We start from the raw sequence: 19,713 nt of genomic DNA on the forward strand, positions 1-19,713 counted from the left end.
GTTCACGCCGGATAGACTCCTGACATGCCCGAACAGCCTCCGCACCCGAACGATCAGCGCCGCTGGCTGACCCCCGCGGAGCTGGAGACATGGCAGCGATTCGGCCTGATGCTGCACAGGCTGACCACCGCCCTGGAGACGCAGCTGCAGCAGGACGCGGGCCTGCGGTACGTCGAGTACTACGTCCTCGCCGGACTGTCCGACCAGCCGGGACACCGCATGCGCATGAGCGACCTGGCCGTCCTCGCCAACTCCGAACTGTCCCGCCTCTCCCATCTGATCAGCAGGCTGGAACGCCGGGGTTTCGTCCGCCGCGAGCCCGACCCCACCAACGGCCGCTACACCCACGCGATCCTGACCGACGCAGGTCACGCCCATCTCGCCGAAGCCGCCCCCGGACACGTGGCCCGGGTACTCGACCTCATCTTCGACGGTCTGGTCCCCGCCGAACTGGACAGTCTGCGCAGCGTCGCCGCGAAGATCAGCGAGAGGATCGACCGCCAGGAGCAACGGAGTTGCTGCGGTGAGGACACCGTCGAGCAGCTTCCGCACCAGGACGCCACCGGGTGACAAATCCCGGTGCGAGCTCTGCCGCAGCCGGTGTCCGGCTCCGGTCGCGCAGCCGGTGTCCGGCTGCGGCCGGAGCAACGGTGGGCGCCACCGGATACACCGGCTGACCCTTCCTGACCGACTGACCCTTCCTGACCGGCTGACCGGCTGACCGGCTGACCGGCTGACCGGCTGACCGGCCATCGTCCCCCCACCTTCGCGGCCCTTCCCGGGTCCTCCACGCCAGGCTTCGTGCGGCGCCTCCTCACGGCCCTGAGCTCCGGCGTGGAACGCCGTTACTCTGGGGGGATGACAAGCGGGATGGGAACCGGCCCTGTTCTGTTCAGCACGGTCGGCCTCCCCGAGGGCCGGCGCGTCGCCCTGTGGGAGGCGCACAACGCGGCAGCCCTCATCGGCGTGCACTGTCGCTCGTTGCGTGACGACGCGCTCGAGGCGACGGAGATCAACCTCCACCTGCCGCACGTCGACCTGGCTCGTGTCGCGGGCGGGCCCCATGTCGTGGAACGGACCCGCTCGGTGGTCCGGGACCTGCCGTCGGAGGCGATCGCCTGCTACTTCGCGCTCGCCGGGGACGCCTTCTTCTACCACGATGACGGGGTGCGGGTGCTGCACCCGGGCCAGCTGATCGTCTGCGATGCGGACCGGCCCTTCATACGGGGCTTCTCGCAGGGGCTGGAAGAGCTGGCGGTGAAGGTACCCCGGTCGGTCTGGCGGGATCTCGGCGGACCGCAGCTGTCCCAGCCCATGGTCTTCGACGTCGACGAGGGAGCCGCGCAGGCCAGGGCGCTGGCCCGGATGGTCGGCCGGGCGGTGCGGCCGGAGTCGTCCGAGGCGGTGGACGAGGACATCGTGCTGGAGCTGCTCGGCAGCGTGGTGTCGGGCCGCCCGCCGGCCACAGCGGCCGTACACCTCGCGACGGCCCGGGCCTACATCGACGAACATCTGACGGAGCCCGGGCTCTCCGCGGCTCACGTCGCCCGGGGTATCGGGGTCAGCGAGCGGCATCTGTCCCGCGTGTTCGCCCACGGTGGTGAGAGCCTTCCGCAGTACCTCCTCGGCCGGCGTCTCGACCGCGCCCGCTCGCTGCTCGTCGCGGGATGGCCCGGGAGTGTGGCCGAGGCGGGCGCGGCCTGTGGTTTCGGGTCGGCCTCCTATTTCTCGCACCGGTTCAAGGAGCGGCACGGCGTGGGTGCCGCTGATGTCCTGCGTGGTGGCCGCGTCCTGGGATGAACGCGGGCGGCCGGTCCGCCGGCAAGGGGTGCCGGCGACCGGTCGGCCCGGAGCGGTCAGGTGCCGTCGGGGGCGAGCACGATGTCGAACCGCACCCGGGACCAGACCCGGTCACCGAGGTCACGTCCGTCGGGCGTCGGGCTGCCCGGTTCCTGCGTGTGGAACTCCTTGACGAGGGACTCCTTCACACCGAAGACGGCGTCGCTGTCGAGGTGTTCGTCGCCACGGACGAAGATGTGGGTGACGAGGGTGCGCAGAGCGGGAGCACTGACCATGAAGTGGAGGTGCGAGGCACGCATGGGTGACCGGCCGGTGGCCGCCAGGAGCTGCCCGACCGGACCGTCGTGCGGGATGGCGTACGGAGTGGGGGTCAGCCCCCAGAAGCGGTAGCGGCCGTCGGTGTCGGTGAACAGGTGGGCGCGCGCGGCGGTGCGGTCGTCGTCGTACTGGGTGTCGTAGAAGCCGTCCTCGTCGGCTTCCCACACCTCGACGCGTGCCCCGGGGACCGGTTTGCCCACGGTGTCGGTGACGGTGCCCTCGACCCAGCAGGGTTCACCCACGGCGCCGAAGGCCATGTCGCCCCCCGGCTCGATCCCGGGGCTGTCCTCGACGAAGAACGGTCCGAACACGGTGGCTTCCGTCGCCTCGCCGTACGCCTCGTTGTTGACGGCGACGGTCTGCATCGAGACTCCGAGGACGTCCGACAGGAGGATGAACTCCTGGCGCCGGTCGTCGGTGAGGTGACCGGTGCGGGTGAGGAAGTCGATGCCCAGGTCCCATTCCTTCTCGGTGAGCCGGACATCCCGGACGAACGCGTGCAGGTGCTGGACGAGGGACTCCAGCACCTGCCGCAGCCGCGGATCGGTGCAGTCGGCGAAGGACTCCAGGACTTGGCGTGTGACCTCGGCTTCGATTTCCCGCTGCTTGTCGTCGGGTGCGTTCTCGGTGGTGGCGGGGGTGTGGGTCATCGCGGTTCGGCTCCTTCCCAGGCCATGCGGAGCAGGTCGGTGATCGCCGGCAGGGTGACAGGGCTCGGGTTGCCGGCCGGTGCGGCGGCGACCACGGCTTCGGCCGCCGAGGCGATGCCGCCGGACGGCATGCCGAGGTCGCCGAGCGAGCGCGGTGCGTCGAGCCGTTCGCGCAGCCGGGCGAGACCCTCCCGGGCGGTGGGTGTGCCGAAGGCCTCGGCGAGGCGTTCCTCGGCCTCGGGGGCGGCGGTCCCGTTGAAGGCGAGGACGTACGGGAGGACGACGGCGTGGGTGGCGGCGTGCGGGAGGTTGAACATGCCTCCCAGGACGTGGCAGATCTTGTGGTGGAGCCCTGATCCGGCGGACGCGAAGGCCAGGGCGGACAGATAGGCACCGTAGAGCGCCTGCTCGCGGCCGGGCAGCGCGTCGGGTTCCTTGACGACCATGGGCAGTCCGGTGCGGAGCGCCCGGACACCCTCGGCGGCGAGGGCCTGGTTGATGGGGTCGGCGCGGGGGGCCCACAGGGAGTCGACGCAGTGCGCGACGGCGTTCAGGCCGGAGGCGGCGCTCAGGGCCGCGGGCAGGCTCAGCGTCAGCGAGGCGTCGTAGACGATCGCGCGCGGCAGGACCTTGCGGTCGGTGCCGGTGGTCTTGGTGGAGCCCTCGGTCAGCCCCCAGACGGGGGTGGCCTCGGAACCGGCGTAGGTGGTGGGAACGGCGACGATCGGCAGCCCGGTGGTGAGCGCGACCGCTTTGGCCAGGCCGGTGGTCGAACCGCCGCCGATGCTGACCAGGACGTCGGCGTCGTGCGCGGCGGCTGCCGTACGGGCCCGCTCGGCGACCTCGACAGGGACGTGCATCACGACGTCATCGTGCCGGTGGACGACGGGCAGGCCGCTCGTGACGCGCTCGGCGATCTCGCGCTCACCCGCGCCGGCGATCACCATCACGCGTCGGGCGCCCAGGGAGGCGATCTCGGCCGTGAGGCTCTCCGCCGCCTCACCGGAGGCGAAGTGCACCCGTTGCGGCAGGGTGTCGTGGAGGAAACGCATGGTGGCTCAGTCCCTTCCCAGGATCGAGAGCAGGGCCTGGCGCAGCCGGCCCTCGGGGTCTTCGGGCAGAGTCATGGCACGCCACGCGATGTGCTTGTCCGGACGCACCAGCAGCACTCCGCTCTCCTCGACCTCGCGCAGCTTCGCCCAGTCGTAGTACAGGTCGGTGACCTCACGGCCCGGACCGATGACGACCGTCTCGAGCGGGACACCGAGTTCCCGGGCGATCTTCTCGCCGGCCTGTGCCCACGCCTCGCCGGCGATGCCGGTGAGCAGCGTCCACCGGGTGTAGGGGGCGAGGTCCATCAGCGCGAGGCGCCGGCTGCTGTCGCCGACCCAGGCGTGCGGCAGGTGGGAGCCGGGAACCGTGGACATCTCGTAGTACAGGTCCGTGTCCCGGGTGGGGGCGGGGCGGGTGGACCCGTCGGACAGAACCGCCGAGGAGGCGTAGAACTGGCCCAGTTCGACGCCGTGCGCGTTGAACTCGTAGTTCTTCAGGTCCATGGCCCGTACGAGCGCGGCCCGTTTGGCGGCGCCGGCGGGGGTGTTGTCCTTGCGTTCCTCGATCGCGGCGGCCATGTCCGCCTCGGTCCGCGCGTCGAGGACACCGAGGGCCTCGAAGATCTCCACGAACTCCCGGCTGGACCGGTTGGCCCGCTTCACGATGCGTTCCGCGACGGGGGCGCGTTCGTCGGTGTAGGTGTCCAGCAGTGCCGGAGCGGCCTGGCCTCTGAGCACGGCGGCCAGTTTCCAGGCGAGGTTGTAGGCGTCCTGGACCGAGGTGTTGGAGCCCAGGCCGTTGCTCGGCGGGTGCCGGTGCACGGCGTCGCCGGCGCAGAACACCCGGCCGAGGTGCAGGCGGCTCGCGTACATCTCGTTGTTGCCCCAGAGGCTGGTGCCCGTGATCTCGACGTCCAGGTCCGGCATGCCCAGGAGGTTCCGTACGATCTGGATCGCCGCCTGCTCGTCGACGACGGGGGGCTCGTCGCCGATGTCGTAGCCCCACACGATCAGCCACTCGTTCCAGGGGCGGATCATGCGCACCAGGCCCGCGCCGATGCCGCCCACGTCGGAGCCCGGCTGTACGACCCAGTACAGGACGGAGGGCCGGTGGGAGACGTACCGGGAGATGTCCGCCTTGAAGGTGATGTTCATCGAACCGGCGATGTCCATCGCGCCCTCGAACGGCAGGCCGATGTCGGCGGCCACCTTCGAGCGGGCGCCGTCGGCGCCGATCAGGTACTTGGCGCGAATGCTGTACTGCGCGCCGGTCAGCCGGTCGAGGACCTCGACGGTGACGCCGTCGGCATCCTGGGTGTGGGAGAGGTACTCGGTGGAGAACCGTGTGTGGGCACCGCGCTGTGTCGCGTTCCGTACCAGGATCGGTTCGAGGTAGGTCTGGGGGATGTCCACGGTCAGGCAGGGGGAGGCGAGCCGGTAGTCGGCCTCACGGTCGGGGCGGGTCCCCCAGGTGTGGATGCGGCCGATCTCCTCGCCGGTGATGCTCGTGCAGAACACGGTGTCCCCGACCAGGCCGTGCTCGGTGGCGTCCGCGAGCACCTGCGGCTCGATGCCGAGGTCGCGGAAGACCTCCATGGCGCGCTGGTTGGTGATGTGCGCGCGGGGCGTGTTCGCGGTCCACCGGTACTTGGTGATCATGATGGTGTCGATGCCCAGTGTCGACAGGAGCAGTGCGGCGCTGGCGCCCGCCGGCCCCGAGCCTATGACGACGACCTCGGTGGTCACGATGGAGTCGGAGGGCAGTTCGGTCTCTGGGGTCCCGTCGTTGAATTCCGGCATTTCGTGATGGCCTTTCGTGAATCCGGCGTCACTGCCGGAAACGTCAGTGTGGGACGGGGTGGGCAGGCACGGAATGGCGTGGGGCCATGTCGGCGGGAATGCCAAGGAGTGGCGGATTCGGGAAGGACGGCGGGTCTCGGGACGCGCCGGGTGTGCGCCGGCGGGGACCTGGGCGGCCCCTTCTCCCCCGCACGCGGTCTGGTCGTGGGGGCCGGCGGAGGCGTGCGCGCCGGTTCGGATCACCGGCCGCGCGGGACCGCCGGGCAGGACCGCAGGGTGGTCCGATTCCGTCCCGAAGGCCGGGCGCCGCACGGATGTCGAGGGGATGTCAGATCGCGGCGGGCAGAAGCGGCAGTTCGAGGCGGCCCGCGAGCTCGTCGACGGTGATGCCGAAGGTCTCCCGCACCGCGACGCCCGCCGGGGTGATGTCGAAGACCGCGAGGTCGGTGTAGACGCGGTCGACGCAGCCCAGCCCGGTCAGCGGGTAGGTGCACCGTGGAACCAGCTTGGGGGCGCCGTCCTTCGTGAACAGCGTCATCATGACGAAGACCTTCTTGGCACCGATCGCCAGGTCCATGGCTCCGCCGACGGCGGGGATGGCGTCGGGTGCGCCGGTGTGCCAGTTGGCGAGGTCCCCGGCCGCGGAGACCTGGAAGGCACCCAGGACGCAGATGTCCAGGTGGCCGCCGCGCATCATGGCGAAGGAGTCCGCGTGGTGGAAGTAGGCCGCTCCGGGCGGTTCGGTCACGGGAACCTTGCCGGCGTTGGTGAGATCGTGGTCGATCTCATCGCCCTGGGCGGCGGGCCCCATGTTGAGCATGCCGTTCTCGGTGTGGAGCACCACGCCGGAGTCGGCCGACAGGTGGTCGGCGACGGCTGTCGGCTGGCCGATGCCGAGATTGACGAACGCGCCGTGGGGGATGTCGCGGGCCACCAGGGCGGCGATCTCGGACTTGCCCAGCGGGCCGCGCTCGCTGTCCGCCGTCTGTCGGATCGGGGTCATGCGGTCGTCTCCTGTACCACGCGGTCGACATAGATGCTCGGCGTCACCACGGCCTCGGGGTCGATCATGCCGGTGTCGACGATCTCGCGGACCTGTGCGATCACGGTGGTCGCGGCGGTGGCCATGACGGGCCCGAAGTTGCGGGCGGTCTTGCGGTAGACGAGGTTGCCCATGCGATCGGCCCGGTGGGCGCCGATCAACGCGACGTCGCCCTTGATCGGATACTCCAGGACGTAGGTACGGCCGTCGATGACGCGGGTCTCCCTGCCTTCGGCGAGCAGGGTCCCGACTCCGGTGGGGCAGAAGAAGGCGCCGATACCGGCACCGGCCGCCCTCATCCGCTCCGCGAGGTTGCCCTGCGGCACGACTTCCAGCTCGATCCTGCCGGCCCGGTAGAGGCCGTCGAAAACGTACGAGTCGGACTGTCGGGGGAAGGAGCAGACGACCTTGCGGACCCGCCCCTTCGCCAGCAGGGCGGCCAGCCCGGTGTCGCCGTTGCCCGCGTTGTTGGACACGACCGTCAGGTCCGTCGCGCCCTGGCGGATGAGCGCGTCGATCAGGTCGACCGGCATTCCGGCCATCCCGAAGCCGCCGACCAGCACCGTCGAACCGTCCTCGATGCCGGCGACGGCCTCGTCGGCGTGGGCACACAGTCGCATGGTCATCGGCCGGTCTCCGTGACGTTCTCCAGGACGACGGTGAGCGCCTGGCCCACGCCGATGCAGATCGCCGCGACGCCCCATCTCCCGCCGGACTCCTTCAGCCGGTGCGCGAGCGTGCCCAGGAGCCTGCCGCCGGAGGCGCCCAGGGGGTGGCCGAGCGCGATGGCCCCGCCCTTGGTGTTGACGATCGCGGGATCGATCTTCCAGGCGTCCACGCAGGCCAGTGCCTGCACGGCGAACGCCTCGTTGAGTTCGACCGCGGACACGTCGGCCCACGTGATGCCGGCGCTCTTCAGGGCCCGGTTCGCCGCCTCCACCGGCGCGAAGCCGAACATCTGCGGGTCCAGTGCGAACACTCCGCGCCCGGCTATGCGGGCCAGCGGATCAACACCGATACGGGTGGCGGCGGCCCCTGAGCCGAGCAGCACGGCGGAGGCGCCGTCGTTCAGCGGCGAGGAATTGCCCGCCGTGATCACACCGTCGGGGCGGAAGGCCGGGCGGAGAGCGGCGAGCTTGTCCATCGTGGACCCGGGCCTGATGCCCTCGTCCCGGGCAAGCGTGCCGCCTTTGCCGTCGGTCGCGACCGGCGTCACCAGGTCGTCGTAGAAGCCTGCCTCCCAGGCGGCGTCGGCGAGGTTGTGGGAGCGCACGGCGAACTCGTCCTGCCGCTGCCGCGAGACGTCGAAACGGTCGGCCAACTGCTCGTTGGCCTCGCCCAGGGAGACCGTCCACTCCTTCGGCATGCGCTCGTTGACCAGCCGCCAGCCGACCGCCGTGGACACGGCGGTCACGTCGCCGACGGGAAAGCCGCGCTCGGGCTTCGGCAGCACCCAAGGAGCCCGGGTCATCGATTCCACACCACCGGTCAGCACGATGTCGGCGTCACCGGTCTCGATGGCCCGGGAGGCCATGATCGCCGCGTCCAGGGAGGAGCCGCACAGCCGGTTGACGGTCGTGGCGGGAACCGAGGTGGGCAGTCCGGCCAGGAGCACGGCCATCCGGCCGACGTTGCGGTTGTCCTCGCCGGCGCCGTTGGCGTTTCCCCAGACCACGTCGTCGATACCGCTCGGATCAAGCTCTGGCACCTTCGCCAGGACTCCGTTCACGGCGAGCGCCGCGAGATCGTCGGGCCGTATGCCGGCGAGAGCGCCGGCGAACCGTCCGAAGGGAGTTCTTGCCGCTGCGTACACATAACTGTCGGTCACGTATTCACGGTAGGTCGCCCGCTTCATCACGTCCAAGACACAGTATCGAGCAATTAATAAGGCAGCCTTATAAGCTGGTGTCATGGAACTGCGTCAGGCCCGCTATTTCCTCACTCTCGCGGAGGAGTGCCACTTCGGGCGCGCGGCGGCCCGCCTGCACGTCGCCCAGCCGGCCCTCTCGCAGCAGATCAAGGCACTGGAACGCGAACTCGGCATCGCCCTCTTCCACCGTTCGACCCGGCACGTGGAACTCACCGAGGCGGGCCGTCACCTGACCCCGTACGCCCGTACGCTGGTCACCGAGGCCGAACGCGCCCGCGTCCACATGGCGGAGCTCGCCACCGGCCACGTCGGCCGCGTCTCCGTCGGGTTCATCGGAACCGCCACCTACGACGTCCTGCCCCGCGTCGCCCGCACCGTACGGTCCCGGCTGCCTCAGCTCACCCTTGACCTGCGCGGCGAGCTGATCACCCCGGAGCTCGTGGAAGGCCTGCTCACCGGCGCGTACGACCTCGCCGTGTCCCGTGCGGGCGCGGCCGGGGTCGAGGGGGTGCACCTCACACCGCTGCGCACCGAACCCCTGATGGCCGTGCTGCCGGCCCACCATCCGCTGGCGGCCGACGAGCGGATCGCGCTGAGCGCGCTGGCCGACGAACCCTTCGTCGTCCACCCCTCACAGCCGCGGTCCGCCATGTACGACCGCGTCCTGTCAGCCTGCGCACGGGCCGGATTCCAGCCCTCGTCCCTCGTCGAGGTCGGCGAGACCGCGACCCTCGTCGTCCTCGTGGCCGCGGGACACGGCGTCGCGCTCGTGCCCCAGTCGGTGCGGAGCCTGCGGCTCGACGGCGTGACCTACGTACCGCTCGCCGAGACGGAGACCATCGATCTCGTCCTGGCCCGCCGAGCGCACCGCAACTCACCGGCCGTGCAGCACGTCGCCTCGATCATCGAACAGTGCGTGCGCGCCTGAGTCGCGACGCGTGCGCCCGCCCCTCGCCGGTACGGGCCTGAGCGGTCGGTCCGCGAAGTTACTCCCCGGGTGCGCCGAGGCCCGTGAGGGCGCCGACGGGGTCGAGGTCGGGGGTGCCGCGCGGCCACCAGTCGTCCTGACCCGGTTCCGATTCGTACGCGTACCAGAGACCGTCGTGACCCAGGCGCAGTTGGGCGTGGCCGCGGGGGTGCGTGAGGTGGTTGCGCCAGGGGCGGAAGGCGGGGAGGTCGGCGGCGAGCAGGAGCGGGCGGGCTCGGTCGAAGCGGCCCGCGGGCGGGTCCCAGGGCTCTTCGAGCACGCTCAGCCCCTCGATTCCGCCCTGGCGCCAGGCGGCGACCGCACGCGCCAGGTCGGCCGGGGTGCGGCCGGCTGCCGAGGCGAGCGAGGAGTAGAGGGCGCGCGTGGCCGCGGTGAGTCCGGAACCGGGGCGGGCCGCGGCGAGCCGGACCGCGTCCTGCCAGAGGGTCAGCTCCGCGACCGGGTCGCGGCCCGCGGTCAGCAACGCGTACGCGCGGGCCGCCGCGTCCGTGGCCAGCTGGTCGAGCGCGAACGGGTCGGGGCCGCCCGGCGCGCCCGGGTAGGTCGGCGGCTGCTCGGGGTGCGCGGGCGCGGGCAGGGGGGCCGGAAGGGGCGGCAGGCTCCGGCGGGCGAGGACGTCCCGCGCCCGTAGGCCCGGAAGGGACGCCGGCTCCTGCTCCTGGGCGGCGCGGGCCGCACGGGCCGCGTTGCGGCGGGAGAGTCCGTCGAGCAGCTCACGCTCGCCCCGGCCGCGCAGCAGAAGCAGGACGAACGGGTCCTCGTCCAGCAGGCGTGCCGTCTGGTAGCAGAGCGCCGCCGCGTGTTTGCAGGGGTGGCCGGAGTCGGGGCAGCTGCAGTGCGGTGCGAGGTCGCCGGGGCCGGGGAGCAGGTCGGCCCCGCAGTCGGCGAGCGAGCGGGGCATCTCCTTGTCGAGCAGCGCCGCGATGTGGCCGGGCCGCTCGGCGGCCGCGTCGAGGAAGCGGTCCCAGTCCGCGTCGTCCAGCGTCCGCAGGGCGACCTGTACACGGTAGGGCCGCGGACGGCTCCCGTGCACGTACGCCAGCACCAGCCCCGGGGTGACCGTGATGGCGTCGACCCGTCCCTTGTCCGCGTAGGCCCGGCCCCGCGCCAGCCGCGCCGCGTCGAGCGCGCCCTCCTCCAGGGCGCTCACCCAGGCATTGCCCCACCACGTCCGCGCGAACGCCTCCGCGTCCGGCGTCCGGGCCGGGAGCGTGGGGAACGTACGGCGCAGCTCGCCGTCCCGCCCCGGCGACCCCATGGACCGCGTGGCCCGACGGTTCGGTGTCCCTGCGTCGGGTGTCCCTGCGTCGGGTGTCCCCGTAGGCACGGCGGTACGCGCGCCGGGCAGCGGAGTGGCGTCGGGGATCGGCGGTCGCATCGCACGGGGCCGGGGATCGGTGCCGGGCAGCTCGAAGGCTCCGGCGAGGAGGCCCCGTACATCCCGGGTCCGCGCTCCCGGGTCGAGGCCGCGCGGGGTCCGACGGGCCGGCGAACCGGTCGGCGGTGTCCGGTCGGCGGTCCGGTGTCGGGGCTCGGCCGCCTCGTCGTCGGCGTCCGTCCGCGCCTGCCGTGCTTCGCCGCGTGCGGCGCGCAGGGCCTGGCGGGCGACATCAGCCGGACGCGTGACGCCCGGGGCCTTGCCGACCTGGCCGTCCGGTCCGGTCGCGGATCCGTCCACCGGAGGTTCGCCGGACTCGGCGGGTGCGGGAGGGGGCGCAGTGCCCTCGGCGGGCGGCACATCACCGGCACCGGCACTTGGGACGCTCCCCCGCGTGGTGGCGCGGCGCAGCGCCTGTCGGGCCGCGTCGCCCGGTCGGCCGCCCGGAGTGACCGGAGTGACCGGGGTGACGGGCGTCGCCTCGGCCGGAGGGTCCGGCTCGTCCTCGGCCGCCGTTCCCCGCCCCTCGCTCTCCCGCGCGGCCCGCAGGGCACGGCGGGCCGCGTCGGCGGGGCGCGCGCTCTGGGGCGCGGGGCGCACGGAGTCTGCGGCGCGGGGCTCTTCCTGTCCGTCCGTTCCGCCGGGCTCCGGCCGTCCCTCGTCCGTGGAAGCGCTCACTCGGTCCTCCGGAGTGAGACCAGGTCCGACAGGTCGCGGTCGGTCAGTTCGGTCAGGGAGGCCTCTCCGGAGCCGAGGATCGCGTCGGCCAGCGCCCGCTTCGCTTCGAGCATCTCGGCGATGCGGTCCTCCACCGTGCCCTCGGTGATGAGGCGGTGGACCTGGACGGGCTGGGTCTGGCCGATGCGGTACGCGCGGTCGGTCGCCTGTTCCTCGACCGCGGGGTTCCACCAGCGGTCGAAGTGGATGACATGGCCGGCCCGGGTGAGGTTCAGACCGGTGCCCGCGGCCTTGAGGGACAGCACCAGGACAGGGGTGGCGCCGCTCTGGAAGCGGTCCACCATGTGTTCGCGCTCGGCGACCGGGGTGCCGCCGTGCAGCAGCTCCACCGGGACGGCGCGCGCGGCGAGGTGGGCGGTGATCAGGCGGGCCATCCCCACGTACTGGGTGAAGACGAGTGCCGAGCCGTCCTCCGCGAGCAGGGTGTCCAGGAGCTCGTCGAGCAGGGCCAGCTTCCCCGAACGGGCGGCGTGCCCGTGGGCGGCGGCCTGCGTGTCCTCCTTGAGGAACAGCGCCGGATGGTTGCACACCTGTTTGAGGGAGGTCAGCAGCTTGAGGACGAGGCCACGCCGGGCGATGCCCTCGGCGGTCTCGATCGCGAGCATCGACTCACGGACCACCGCCTCGTAGAGCGACGCCTGTTCACGGGTCAGCGGCACCGGGTGGTCCGTCTCCGTCTTGGGCGGGAGCTCGGGGACGATTCCCGGGTCGGACTTCTTGCGGCGGAGCAGGAAGGGACGGATGAGCCGGGCCAGGCGGGTCACCGCCTCCTCGTCCTCGCCGTTCTCCACCGCGCGTGCGTGCCGGGCGCGGAAGGACTTCAGGGGGCCGAGCAGGCCGGGGGTCGTCCAGTCCAGGAGGGCCCACAGCTCGGAGAGGTTGTTCTCCACGGGGGTGCCGGTCAGGGCGACGCGCGCGGGGGTCGGGATGGTCCGCAGAGCCTTCGCCGTCGCCGAGTAGGGGTTCTTGACGTGCTGCGCCTCGTCCGCGACGACCATGCCCCATGCCTGCTGGGCGAGCCGGGGCGCGGCCGAGCGCATCGTGCCGTAGGTGGTGAGGACGAAGCCTCCGTCGAGGTCGTCGAGGGTGCGGTCGGGTCCGTGGAAGCGGCGGACGGGGACACCGGGGGCGAAGCGGGTGATCTCCCGCTGCCAGTTGCCCAGCAGCGAGGCCGGGCAGACGACCAGGGTCGGTTCGGCGTGGGCCCGGCGCAGGTGCAGGGCGATGACGGTGATGGTCTTGCCCAGACCCATGTCGTCGGCGAGGCAGCCGCCGAGGCCGAGCGAGGTCATGAGGTCCAGCCAGGCGAGCCCCCTGAGCTGGTAGTCCCGCAGGCGGGCCTGGAGACCCGGTGGCGGCTCGACGGGGATGACGCCGGCCGTCAGCCGGTCGCGCAGCGCGGCGAGCGCGCCGACCGGTACGGCCTCGACCGTCTCGCCGTCCACCTCCGCGGTGCCGGTCAGCGCCACGGAGAGCGCGTCGACCGGGTCCAGCAGGCCCAGTTCGCGCTTACGGGCCTTGCGGACGAGGGCGGGGTCGACCAGCACCCACTGGTCCCGCAGCCGGACGACCGGACGGTGGGCCTCGGCGAGCGCGTCCATCTCGGCCTCGGTGAGCGGATCCCCGCCGAGCGCCAACTGCCAGCGGAACTGGAGAAGTTCCTCGCTCTCGAAGAATCCCGTGCCGTCCGTGGCCGAGCCGGGGGCGGAGCGCACCACCGCGGCCGCGCTCAGGTCGTGGGCGAGGTCCCGGGGCCAGTGCACGGCGACGCCGGCCGCGCCGAGGCGGGTCGCCGCGACGCCGAGCAGGTCGGACAGCTCCTCCTCGAAGAGGGCGAGGACGTCGGGCACGTCCTGTTCGGAGAGACGGTCCAGGGGTGGCCAGACGCGGGCCGCGCGGCGTACGGCGAGTGCCGCGTCCACCCGGGCGCGGGGACCGAAGGCCGCGTCGGCCTCTCCCGCCCACAGCGCCGAGGCGTCGACGACGAGCGTGGGGTCGGCGAGGCTGTGGACCTGGACGACGGCGGCGCCCGCGCGGCGCGCTCCCTCGCCGTCGTCGAAGAGCTGGTACGCCGACAGGTCCAGGCGGAGCGAGATCCGTACGCCGGCGTCCATGCCCGCGGCGACCTCCGCGGCCCAGTCGTGGGCGGCGGGCAGCCGTTGCCCTTCGCGGGCCGCGAAGGGCTTCCCCGAGGTGTGGGGAGCGGCGGGGGTGCGCGGCAGGGTGTCGGCGACCGCGTCCAGGAAGGAGCGGATCAGCGCTTCCGGTTCGGGCAGCCGCAGAGGGCCCTTGCCGGGGAGGGGAACGGCATGCCCCTCGTACGGGAGGGCTGCGGCCAGCGCGCGGAGGTGCGCGATGTCGTCCGGGTCCAGCGGGCCCGCGCGCCAGGCGTCGAAGCCCTCGGGTGTCAGTCCGGGCAGGAGACGGCCCCGCGCGACGAGGCGCAGGGCGTGCAGGGCCGCCGCGCCCCAGCAGGCCGTGGCGGGGTGGGCGGCGCGGTCGCGGCGGGCTCCGGCGAGCAGCGGCAGGGCTTCGGCGATCGGCAGGGTGAGCGCGGGGACGGTGCTCCGGCGGACCCCCGAACCGTGCGGCCGTACCACCGTGAGACGGGTCGGGCCGGGGAACGGTTCGCTCGCGGGGCCGTCCGCGGAGGCCTGCGTCCCCTTGTCCGGGTAGAGCGGCTCGTCCGGGTAGGGGGGCGATCCCCTGTCCGGGGTGGACGTCCGGCCGCCGTCCGGGGCGGGCAGTGGTCCGCCGTCCGGGTCCCAGAAGGCGACGCGTCCGTCACGCGGCAGGGGTGCGGGCAGGAACACGGCGGCGAGCCGCACCGGCACGGCGATGTCGGTCCTCGGGGCTGCCTCGCCCATACGTCCGGTCACCTCCCGCCCTCGGTCGAATCGGTTGTCCACGACTCTACGGGCGGGGTCTGACAACGGGTCCCGGCGAGGGCCCGGGACCGGCTGGTCACGGGACCGTGCGCGAGACGACGTACACCATGGGGTACGTCGGATTGGCCAGGTTGACCACGATGTCCTGGGTGGGCGCCGGGTCCTTCTGCTTACGGGTGAGGCCCCACCACTGGCCGGGGACCGAGAACTTCCAGCCGGTGACCTTCTGGTCGCGGGCGCCGATCGTGATGTCGTCCTTCGTCAGCGCCTGCCGGTCGGCTCCCACACTGGTGAGGAAGGTGTCCAGGCCCGCGTTGGTGAGCTGGAACTGCGCGTAGAGGCGGCTGGTCTTCCAGTTGTTCGTCTCATAGAACGCGACCTTGGCGGCCGGGTGCGGGATCTCCACCTGGTAGAGGCGGCGCTGGACTTTCGACGGCCAGCCCGCCGTGAGGCCGGTCGCCGAGTACTTGTCCTCCTTCTGCTTGCCGCTGTCCCGGCTCTGGTTGGCCGAGATCACCAGGTAGCCGGCCGGGACGCCGATGAGCAGCACGATGATCAGCAGGGTCAGGGCCCGGCGGCGGAACTTGCGGCGCGGGTCCTCCGGCGGCCGCCGCGGCTCGTCCGGCGGTGACGCCTGGCGTGGCAGCGAGGCGGTCACGGCGTGCCCTGGGACGTGCGACGAGACTCGGTGTAGCGCTCGTACCGCTCGTAGCGCTCCACGCGGCGGCGGTTGGCGCGGCGGAAGCGGCGGGCGACGAGGCGCGCGAGGTCGGCGGCGCCGACCATGCCGGCCTCGGGGCCGAGCTGGGCGCGGGCGATACGGGCCTCGGGACGGTAGCCGCGGCCGGTCAGGTGCCGTCGGAAGGCGTCGCGGGCCGGGCCGATCAGGAGGTCGTCGGCCGCGCTGACGCCGCCGCCGATGACGAAGCAGGAGGGGTCGAGGGCGGCCGCCAGGTTGGCGATGCCGACGCCGAGCCACTGGCCGATGTCCTGGAGCAGCTCGATGCACATGGCGTCGCCCTCGCGGGCCAGCTCGGTGATCATCGGGCCGGTGATGTCGGCGATGTTGCCCTTGACGTGCTCGATGATCCCGTACGCGACCGGGGAGTCCGCGGCGGCGAGCTCGCGGGCCTCGCGCACCAGCGCGTTGCCGGAGCTGTACTGCTCCCAGCAGCCGCGGTTGCCGCACGCGCAGCGGTGGCCGCCGGGGACCACCTGCATGTGGCCGAACTCTCCCGCGACGCCGAACCTGCCGCGCCTGACCTGGCCGTCCTCGAGGAGCGCGCCGCCGATACCGGTACCGAGCGTGATCATGACCAGGTTGTCCTCGCCGCGGCCCGCGCCGAAGCGCCATTCCGCCCAGGCGGCGGTGTTGGCGTCGTTGTCGACGAGGACCGGTACGGCGAGCCGGCCGGCGAGGCGGTCGCGCAGGGGTTCGTTGCGCCAGGAGAGGTGGGGGGCGAAGAGGATGCGGTTGCGCTCCGCGTCGACCCAGCCTGCCGCGCCGATGCCGACCGCGTGCACGTCGTGCCGGTCGGAGAGGTCCAGGACCAGCTCCATGATGGTGTCCTCGACGACCTTGGGGCTCTTGGACTTGTCCGGCGTCTCGGCGCGGAGCTTCTCCAGGATGTTGCCGTCGGCGTCGACGACGCCCGCCATCACCTTCGTACCGCCGATGTCGATACCGACGGTGGGGACACGGGGCGCCGTCAGGTGGGAACGGCGCTCGCGCGTCCCGACGGTCCGCAGGACGGTGGCCCGCGCGGAGCCGCGGTGTGCGAGGTCGCGGTAGGTGCTCATCGGGCCGATTCTGCCTCACGCCGCCGTGCTTCGCTTCGCCGGGGAGGCGTGGGGGGCGAGGGCCGGCTGTGGCGTGCCGTCACCCGGGGTGGCGGGCTGTGACGCGGGGCGAGGGAACCGGGGGCCGGTCTCACAGCGGGGGCCGGTCGTGACTTGTCGCGCCGTTCCCCGCGCCCCTGGGGCAGGGCGCGTCGGCCCCGTCCTGGAAGCGACGTCGCCCGACGGATTCCGTAGGCCGATCTCACAGTGGGGGAACGAGGTGGCTTGTCCCGCGGTTCCCCGCGCTCCCGGGGAGGGGCGCGGCCGCCCCGTCCGGGAAGTGACGCCTCCCCGGCCGGCCCGTGATCGCCGGGCCGGGCCGGGCCGGGGGGACCCCGACGTGCCGGCTACGTCGTGCGTTCCAGCTCGTGGCGGAGGTCGTCGAGTTCGCTGCCGCCGGCCATCTGACGGGTGAGCTCGTCGAGGGTGATCTCCTCGCGGGTGTGGCTGCCGAACATGGCGCCGCGCTTGAGGAGGACGAAACGGTTGCCCACCAGGTAGGCGTGGTGCGGGTTGTGGGTGATCAGGACGACGCCCAGTCCGGCGTCCCGGGCCGCGGCGACGTACTTGAGGACGACGCCTGACTGCTTCACGCCGAGCGCGGCCGTCGGCTCGTCCAGGACGAGGACCTTCGCGCCGAAGTACACGGCTCGGGCGATCGCCACACACTGGCGCTCGCCGCCGGACAGCGTGCCGATGGGCTGGTCGACGTCGCGCAGGTCGATGCCCATGCGCAGCAGTTCCGCGTGGGTGGTCCTGCGCATGAACTCGACGTCCATGCGCTTGAAGGGCCCCGTGCCCTTCGACGGCTCGGAGCCGAGGAAGAAGTTCCGCCACACCGGCATCAACGGGACGACGGCGAGGTCCTGGTAGACCGTGGCGATCCCGCGGTCCAGCGCCTCGCGCGGGGACGACAGCCGGGTCTCCTCGCCCTCGATGCGCAGCGTGCCCGCGTCGTGCTGGTGCAGCCCGGCGATGATCTTGATCAGGGTGGACTTGCCCGCGCCGTTGTCCCCGAGCACGCAGGAGATCTCCCCCGCGTGCACCACCAGCGAGACACCTTCGAGGGCGCGGATGTTGCCGTAGTACTTACTGACGTCGTCGAGCTCGACGAGTGCCGTGCCCTCCGTGGAGGCCGCTTCCGTCTTTTCCGCGTCCGTCGTCATTTCGTCACCTCCGCGCGCTTGCGGACCCAGTGGTTGAGCAGGGTCGCCAGGAGCAGCATCACTCCGAGGAAGAACTTGAACCAGTCCGGGTTCCATTCGGCGAACACGATGCCCTTGCTCACCATGCCGAAGATCAGCGCGCCGACCGCCGCGCCGACCGCGGAGCCGTAGCCGCCGGTGATCAGACAGCCGCCGATGACCGCCGCGATGATGTAGATCAGCTCGTTGCCGACGCCCTCGCCGGACTGCACGACGTCGAACGAGAACAGCAGGTGCTGACCGGAGATCCAGGCGCCGAAGGCGACGCCCATGTAGAGGCCGATCTTGGTCTTGTTGACCGGGACGCCGACCGCGCGGGCGGCCATCTCGCCGCCGCCGACGGCGTAGATCCAGTTGCCCACGCGGGTGCGCAGCAGGATCCAGGTGGCCACGACGACGAGGGCGAGCCACCACAGGATGGTGATCTTGAAGTCGACGCCGCCGATCGTGATCGTCGAGGCGAAGACGTCCTTGGCGGAGGAGAAGCCCTGCATGTCGGCGATCGACTTGGTGGAGACCGTGCCGCTGATCAGCTTGGTGAAGCCGAGGTTCATACCGGTCAGCATCAGGAAGGTGCCGAGCGTGATGATGAAGCTGGGCGGGTCGGTGCGGGTCAGCATGACGCCGTTGAAGACGCCGATCCCGAGGGTGACGACCAGCGAGACGAGGACGCCGACCCAGACGTTCGCCGTCAGCTGGTAGCTGAGCATCGAGGAGATCAGCGCGGAGCTGGTCACCATGACGCCCGCGGAGAGGTCGAACTCGCCGCCGATCATCAGCAGCGCGACCGGTACGGCCATGATGCCGATGGTCGACGAGGCGTACAGGACCGTGCTGAGGCTGGCGGCCCGTACGAAGCTGTCCGCGAAGATCGCGAAGAAGAGGAAGACCGCGATCGCGCCGACCACGGAGCCCAGCTCCGGCCGGCCCATGAGCTTGCGCAGCGGCGAGGTCTTCACGAGGCGCTCGTCGGTCTTGGCGCCGGGCGAGGGTGCTGGTGCGGGTGCGGTGGCGGTCATCGGGTCCCCCGCTTCGTGTACTCCTCCAGCGCGGCGGCCTGATCCTTGGTGATGATCTGCGGGCCGGTGAGTACCGGCTTGCCGCCGCCGAGGACATCGGCGTTGTACTTGTAGAGCCAGAGCAGGTCCACGGCCTCGTACCCCTGGAGGTAGGGCTGCTGGTCGACGGCGAAGCCGAGCGTGCCGTCCTTGAGCTCCGCGGCCACCTTCGCGTTCAGGTCGAAGGTGTCGACCTCTGCGCTGCTGCCGGCGTCCTTCTTGGCCTTGACCGCGGTGTCCGCGTACGGGGCACCGAGCGTGACGACCGAGTCGATGGACTTGTCCGCCTGCAGCTTGGCACCGATGGAGGACTGCACGTCGGGCATGCTGGTGCCCTGGACGTAGAGGTCCTGCACGGTGCCGTGGAAGGTCTTCTTGACGCCCGCGCAGCGCTGCTCGTGACCGACGTTGCCCTGCTCGTGCAGGATGCACAGGGCCTTCTTGCGGCCCCGCTTGTTCAGCTCGTCGCCGACCGCCTCGCCGGCGATGGTCTCGTCCTGGCCGATGTGGGTGAGCGCGCCGAACGCCTTGGACTGCTCGGAGCCGGAGTTCACCGTGATCACGGGGATGCCGGCCTTCTCCGCGCGCGCCACGGCCGCCTTCATCGCGTCCGGCTTGGCCAGGGTGACGATGATGCCGTCGACCCCCTTGTCCACCGCGGCGTCGATGAGCTGTGCCTGCTGCTGTGCCTCGGCGTTGTGCGAGTACAGGAAGTTGATGTTGTCCTTGACGGCGGCCTGCTTGGCACCGTTCTGCACGATGTCCCAGAACGTGTCGCCGTCGCCCGAATGGGTGACCATCGCGAAGGTCCACCGGGGCGTGTTCACCGCGGCCCTGCCCTGGGCGGACGCCTCCTTGCGGGCGTCCTCGGCCCGCTTCCCGCCGGTGCTGCTGCATCCGGCGAGAGACGCTCCCAGCGCCCCTGCGAGCGCGATGCTTACCCAGGTCCGAGTCCGTGCCACGAGGCCGTGCCCTTCTTGCTGTGCTCTTGGGTGCGCCGGGGCCCGCGGAGCGGCCCGGCGGGCCGTTCCGTAGGCCCCGGGGGCCGGCCTCTCGCCGGCCCCAAACGCCCAAGTATCGAACACGG

16 protein-coding genes are annotated in these 19,713 nt (G+C 71.9%); 3 read left to right on the forward strand and 13 right to left on the reverse strand.

The window, feature by feature from the left end; all coding sequences use genetic code 11:
* Positions 1 to 24 precede the first annotated feature (24 nt).
* On the forward strand, positions 25 to 570 hold the full coding sequence (locus ABZV34_RS22360) for a MarR family transcriptional regulator (RefSeq protein ID WP_356279247.1): 546 nt from the start codon (positions 25 to 27) through the stop codon (positions 568 to 570).
* A gap of 288 nt (positions 571 to 858) precedes the next feature.
* Positions 859 to 1,800 carry a helix-turn-helix domain-containing protein gene (locus tag ABZV34_RS22365; protein WP_356279249.1) on the forward strand — a complete coding sequence of 314 codons (942 nt, stop codon included), beginning with the start codon at positions 859 to 861 and terminating at the stop codon, positions 1,798 to 1,800.
* A gap of 56 nt (positions 1,801 to 1,856) precedes the next feature.
* On the opposite strand, the gene ABZV34_RS22370 is transcribed toward ABZV34_RS22365, so the two are convergent.
* From ABZV34_RS22370 to ABZV34_RS22395, 6 genes are all read right to left on the reverse strand, one after another.
* Positions 1,857 to 2,768, reverse strand: coding sequence for a dioxygenase (locus ABZV34_RS22370; protein WP_356279252.1), 912 nt, complete (start codon positions 2,766 to 2,768; stop codon positions 1,857 to 1,859).
* Positions 2,765 to 3,820, reverse strand: coding sequence for a maleylacetate reductase (locus tag ABZV34_RS22375; protein WP_356279255.1), 1,056 nt, complete (start codon positions 3,818 to 3,820; stop codon positions 2,765 to 2,767). The genes ABZV34_RS22370 and ABZV34_RS22375 overlap by 4 nt, the downstream gene beginning before the upstream one ends.
* A 6-nt stretch (positions 3,821 to 3,826) precedes the next feature.
* A complete protein-coding gene (locus tag ABZV34_RS22380) occupies positions 3,827 to 5,620 on the reverse strand; it encodes an FAD-dependent monooxygenase (protein ID WP_356279258.1) in 1,794 nt (597 codons plus the stop codon).
* Positions 5,621 to 5,948: 328 nt separating this feature from the next.
* On the reverse strand, positions 5,949 to 6,623 hold the full coding sequence (locus tag ABZV34_RS22385) for a 3-oxoacid CoA-transferase subunit B (RefSeq protein ID WP_356279261.1): 675 nt from the start codon (positions 6,621 to 6,623) through the stop codon (positions 5,949 to 5,951).
* Entirely contained in the window at positions 6,620 to 7,288 is a 669-nt protein-coding gene (locus ABZV34_RS22390) for a 3-oxoacid CoA-transferase subunit A (protein ID WP_356279263.1), read from the reverse strand. The genes ABZV34_RS22385 and ABZV34_RS22390 overlap by 4 nt, the downstream gene beginning before the upstream one ends.
* A complete protein-coding gene (locus ABZV34_RS22395; RefSeq protein WP_356279266.1) occupies positions 7,285 to 8,490 on the reverse strand; it encodes a thiolase family protein in 1,206 nt (401 codons plus the stop codon). Before ABZV34_RS22395 ends, ABZV34_RS22390 begins: the two co-directional genes overlap by 4 nt.
* An 82-nt stretch (positions 8,491 to 8,572) precedes the next feature.
* Between ABZV34_RS22395 and ABZV34_RS22400 the strand changes: the two genes are divergently transcribed.
* On the forward strand, positions 8,573 to 9,460 hold the full coding sequence (locus tag ABZV34_RS22400; protein WP_356279268.1) for a LysR family transcriptional regulator: 888 nt from the start codon (positions 8,573 to 8,575) through the stop codon (positions 9,458 to 9,460).
* 58 nt (positions 9,461 to 9,518) lie between these two features.
* On the opposite strand, the gene ABZV34_RS22405 is transcribed toward ABZV34_RS22400, so the two are convergent.
* The 7 genes from ABZV34_RS22405 to ABZV34_RS22435 all read right to left on the reverse strand — a co-directional run bounded on the left by ABZV34_RS22405 (position 9,519) and on the right by ABZV34_RS22435 (position 19,588).
* Positions 9,519 to 11,498: an SWIM zinc finger family protein gene (locus ABZV34_RS22405; protein ID WP_356279452.1), complete on the reverse strand. Its 1,980-nt coding sequence runs from the start codon at positions 11,496 to 11,498 to the stop codon at positions 9,519 to 9,521.
* Positions 11,499 to 11,572: 74 nt separating this feature from the next.
* The gene (locus tag ABZV34_RS22410; RefSeq protein WP_356279270.1) at positions 11,573 to 14,503 is read right to left on the reverse strand and encodes an SNF2-related protein; all 2,931 of its coding nucleotides are present in this window, start codon (positions 14,501 to 14,503) and stop codon (positions 11,573 to 11,575) included.
* A gap of 97 nt (positions 14,504 to 14,600) precedes the next feature.
* Positions 14,601 to 15,182, reverse strand: a complete 582-nt coding sequence (locus ABZV34_RS22415) for a sugar kinase (RefSeq protein ID WP_356279272.1) — start codon at positions 15,180 to 15,182, stop codon at positions 14,601 to 14,603.
* Positions 15,179 to 16,324: an ROK family glucokinase gene (locus tag ABZV34_RS22420; protein WP_356279274.1), complete on the reverse strand. Its 1,146-nt coding sequence runs from the start codon at positions 16,322 to 16,324 to the stop codon at positions 15,179 to 15,181. The genes ABZV34_RS22415 and ABZV34_RS22420 overlap by 4 nt, the downstream gene beginning before the upstream one ends.
* Positions 16,325 to 16,710: 386 nt before the next feature.
* On the reverse strand, positions 16,711 to 17,529 hold the full coding sequence (locus tag ABZV34_RS22425; protein ID WP_329291350.1) for an ATP-binding cassette domain-containing protein: 819 nt from the start codon (positions 17,527 to 17,529) through the stop codon (positions 16,711 to 16,713).
* Complete coding sequence (locus ABZV34_RS22430) at positions 17,526 to 18,587, reverse strand: ABC transporter permease (RefSeq protein WP_356279277.1); 1,062 nt, start codon at positions 18,585 to 18,587, stop codon at positions 17,526 to 17,528. Before ABZV34_RS22430 ends, ABZV34_RS22425 begins: the two co-directional genes overlap by 4 nt.
* Entirely contained in the window at positions 18,584 to 19,588 is a 1,005-nt protein-coding gene (locus tag ABZV34_RS22435) for a sugar ABC transporter substrate-binding protein (RefSeq protein ID WP_356279280.1), read from the reverse strand. The genes ABZV34_RS22430 and ABZV34_RS22435 overlap by 4 nt, the downstream gene beginning before the upstream one ends.
* Positions 19,589 to 19,713 lie beyond the last annotated feature (125 nt).

The sequence above is a fragment of the Streptomyces sp. NPDC005195 genome (assembly GCF_040608315.1).
GTDB classification, from domain to species: domain Bacteria; phylum Actinomycetota; class Actinomycetes; order Streptomycetales; family Streptomycetaceae; genus Streptomyces; species Streptomyces kaempferi.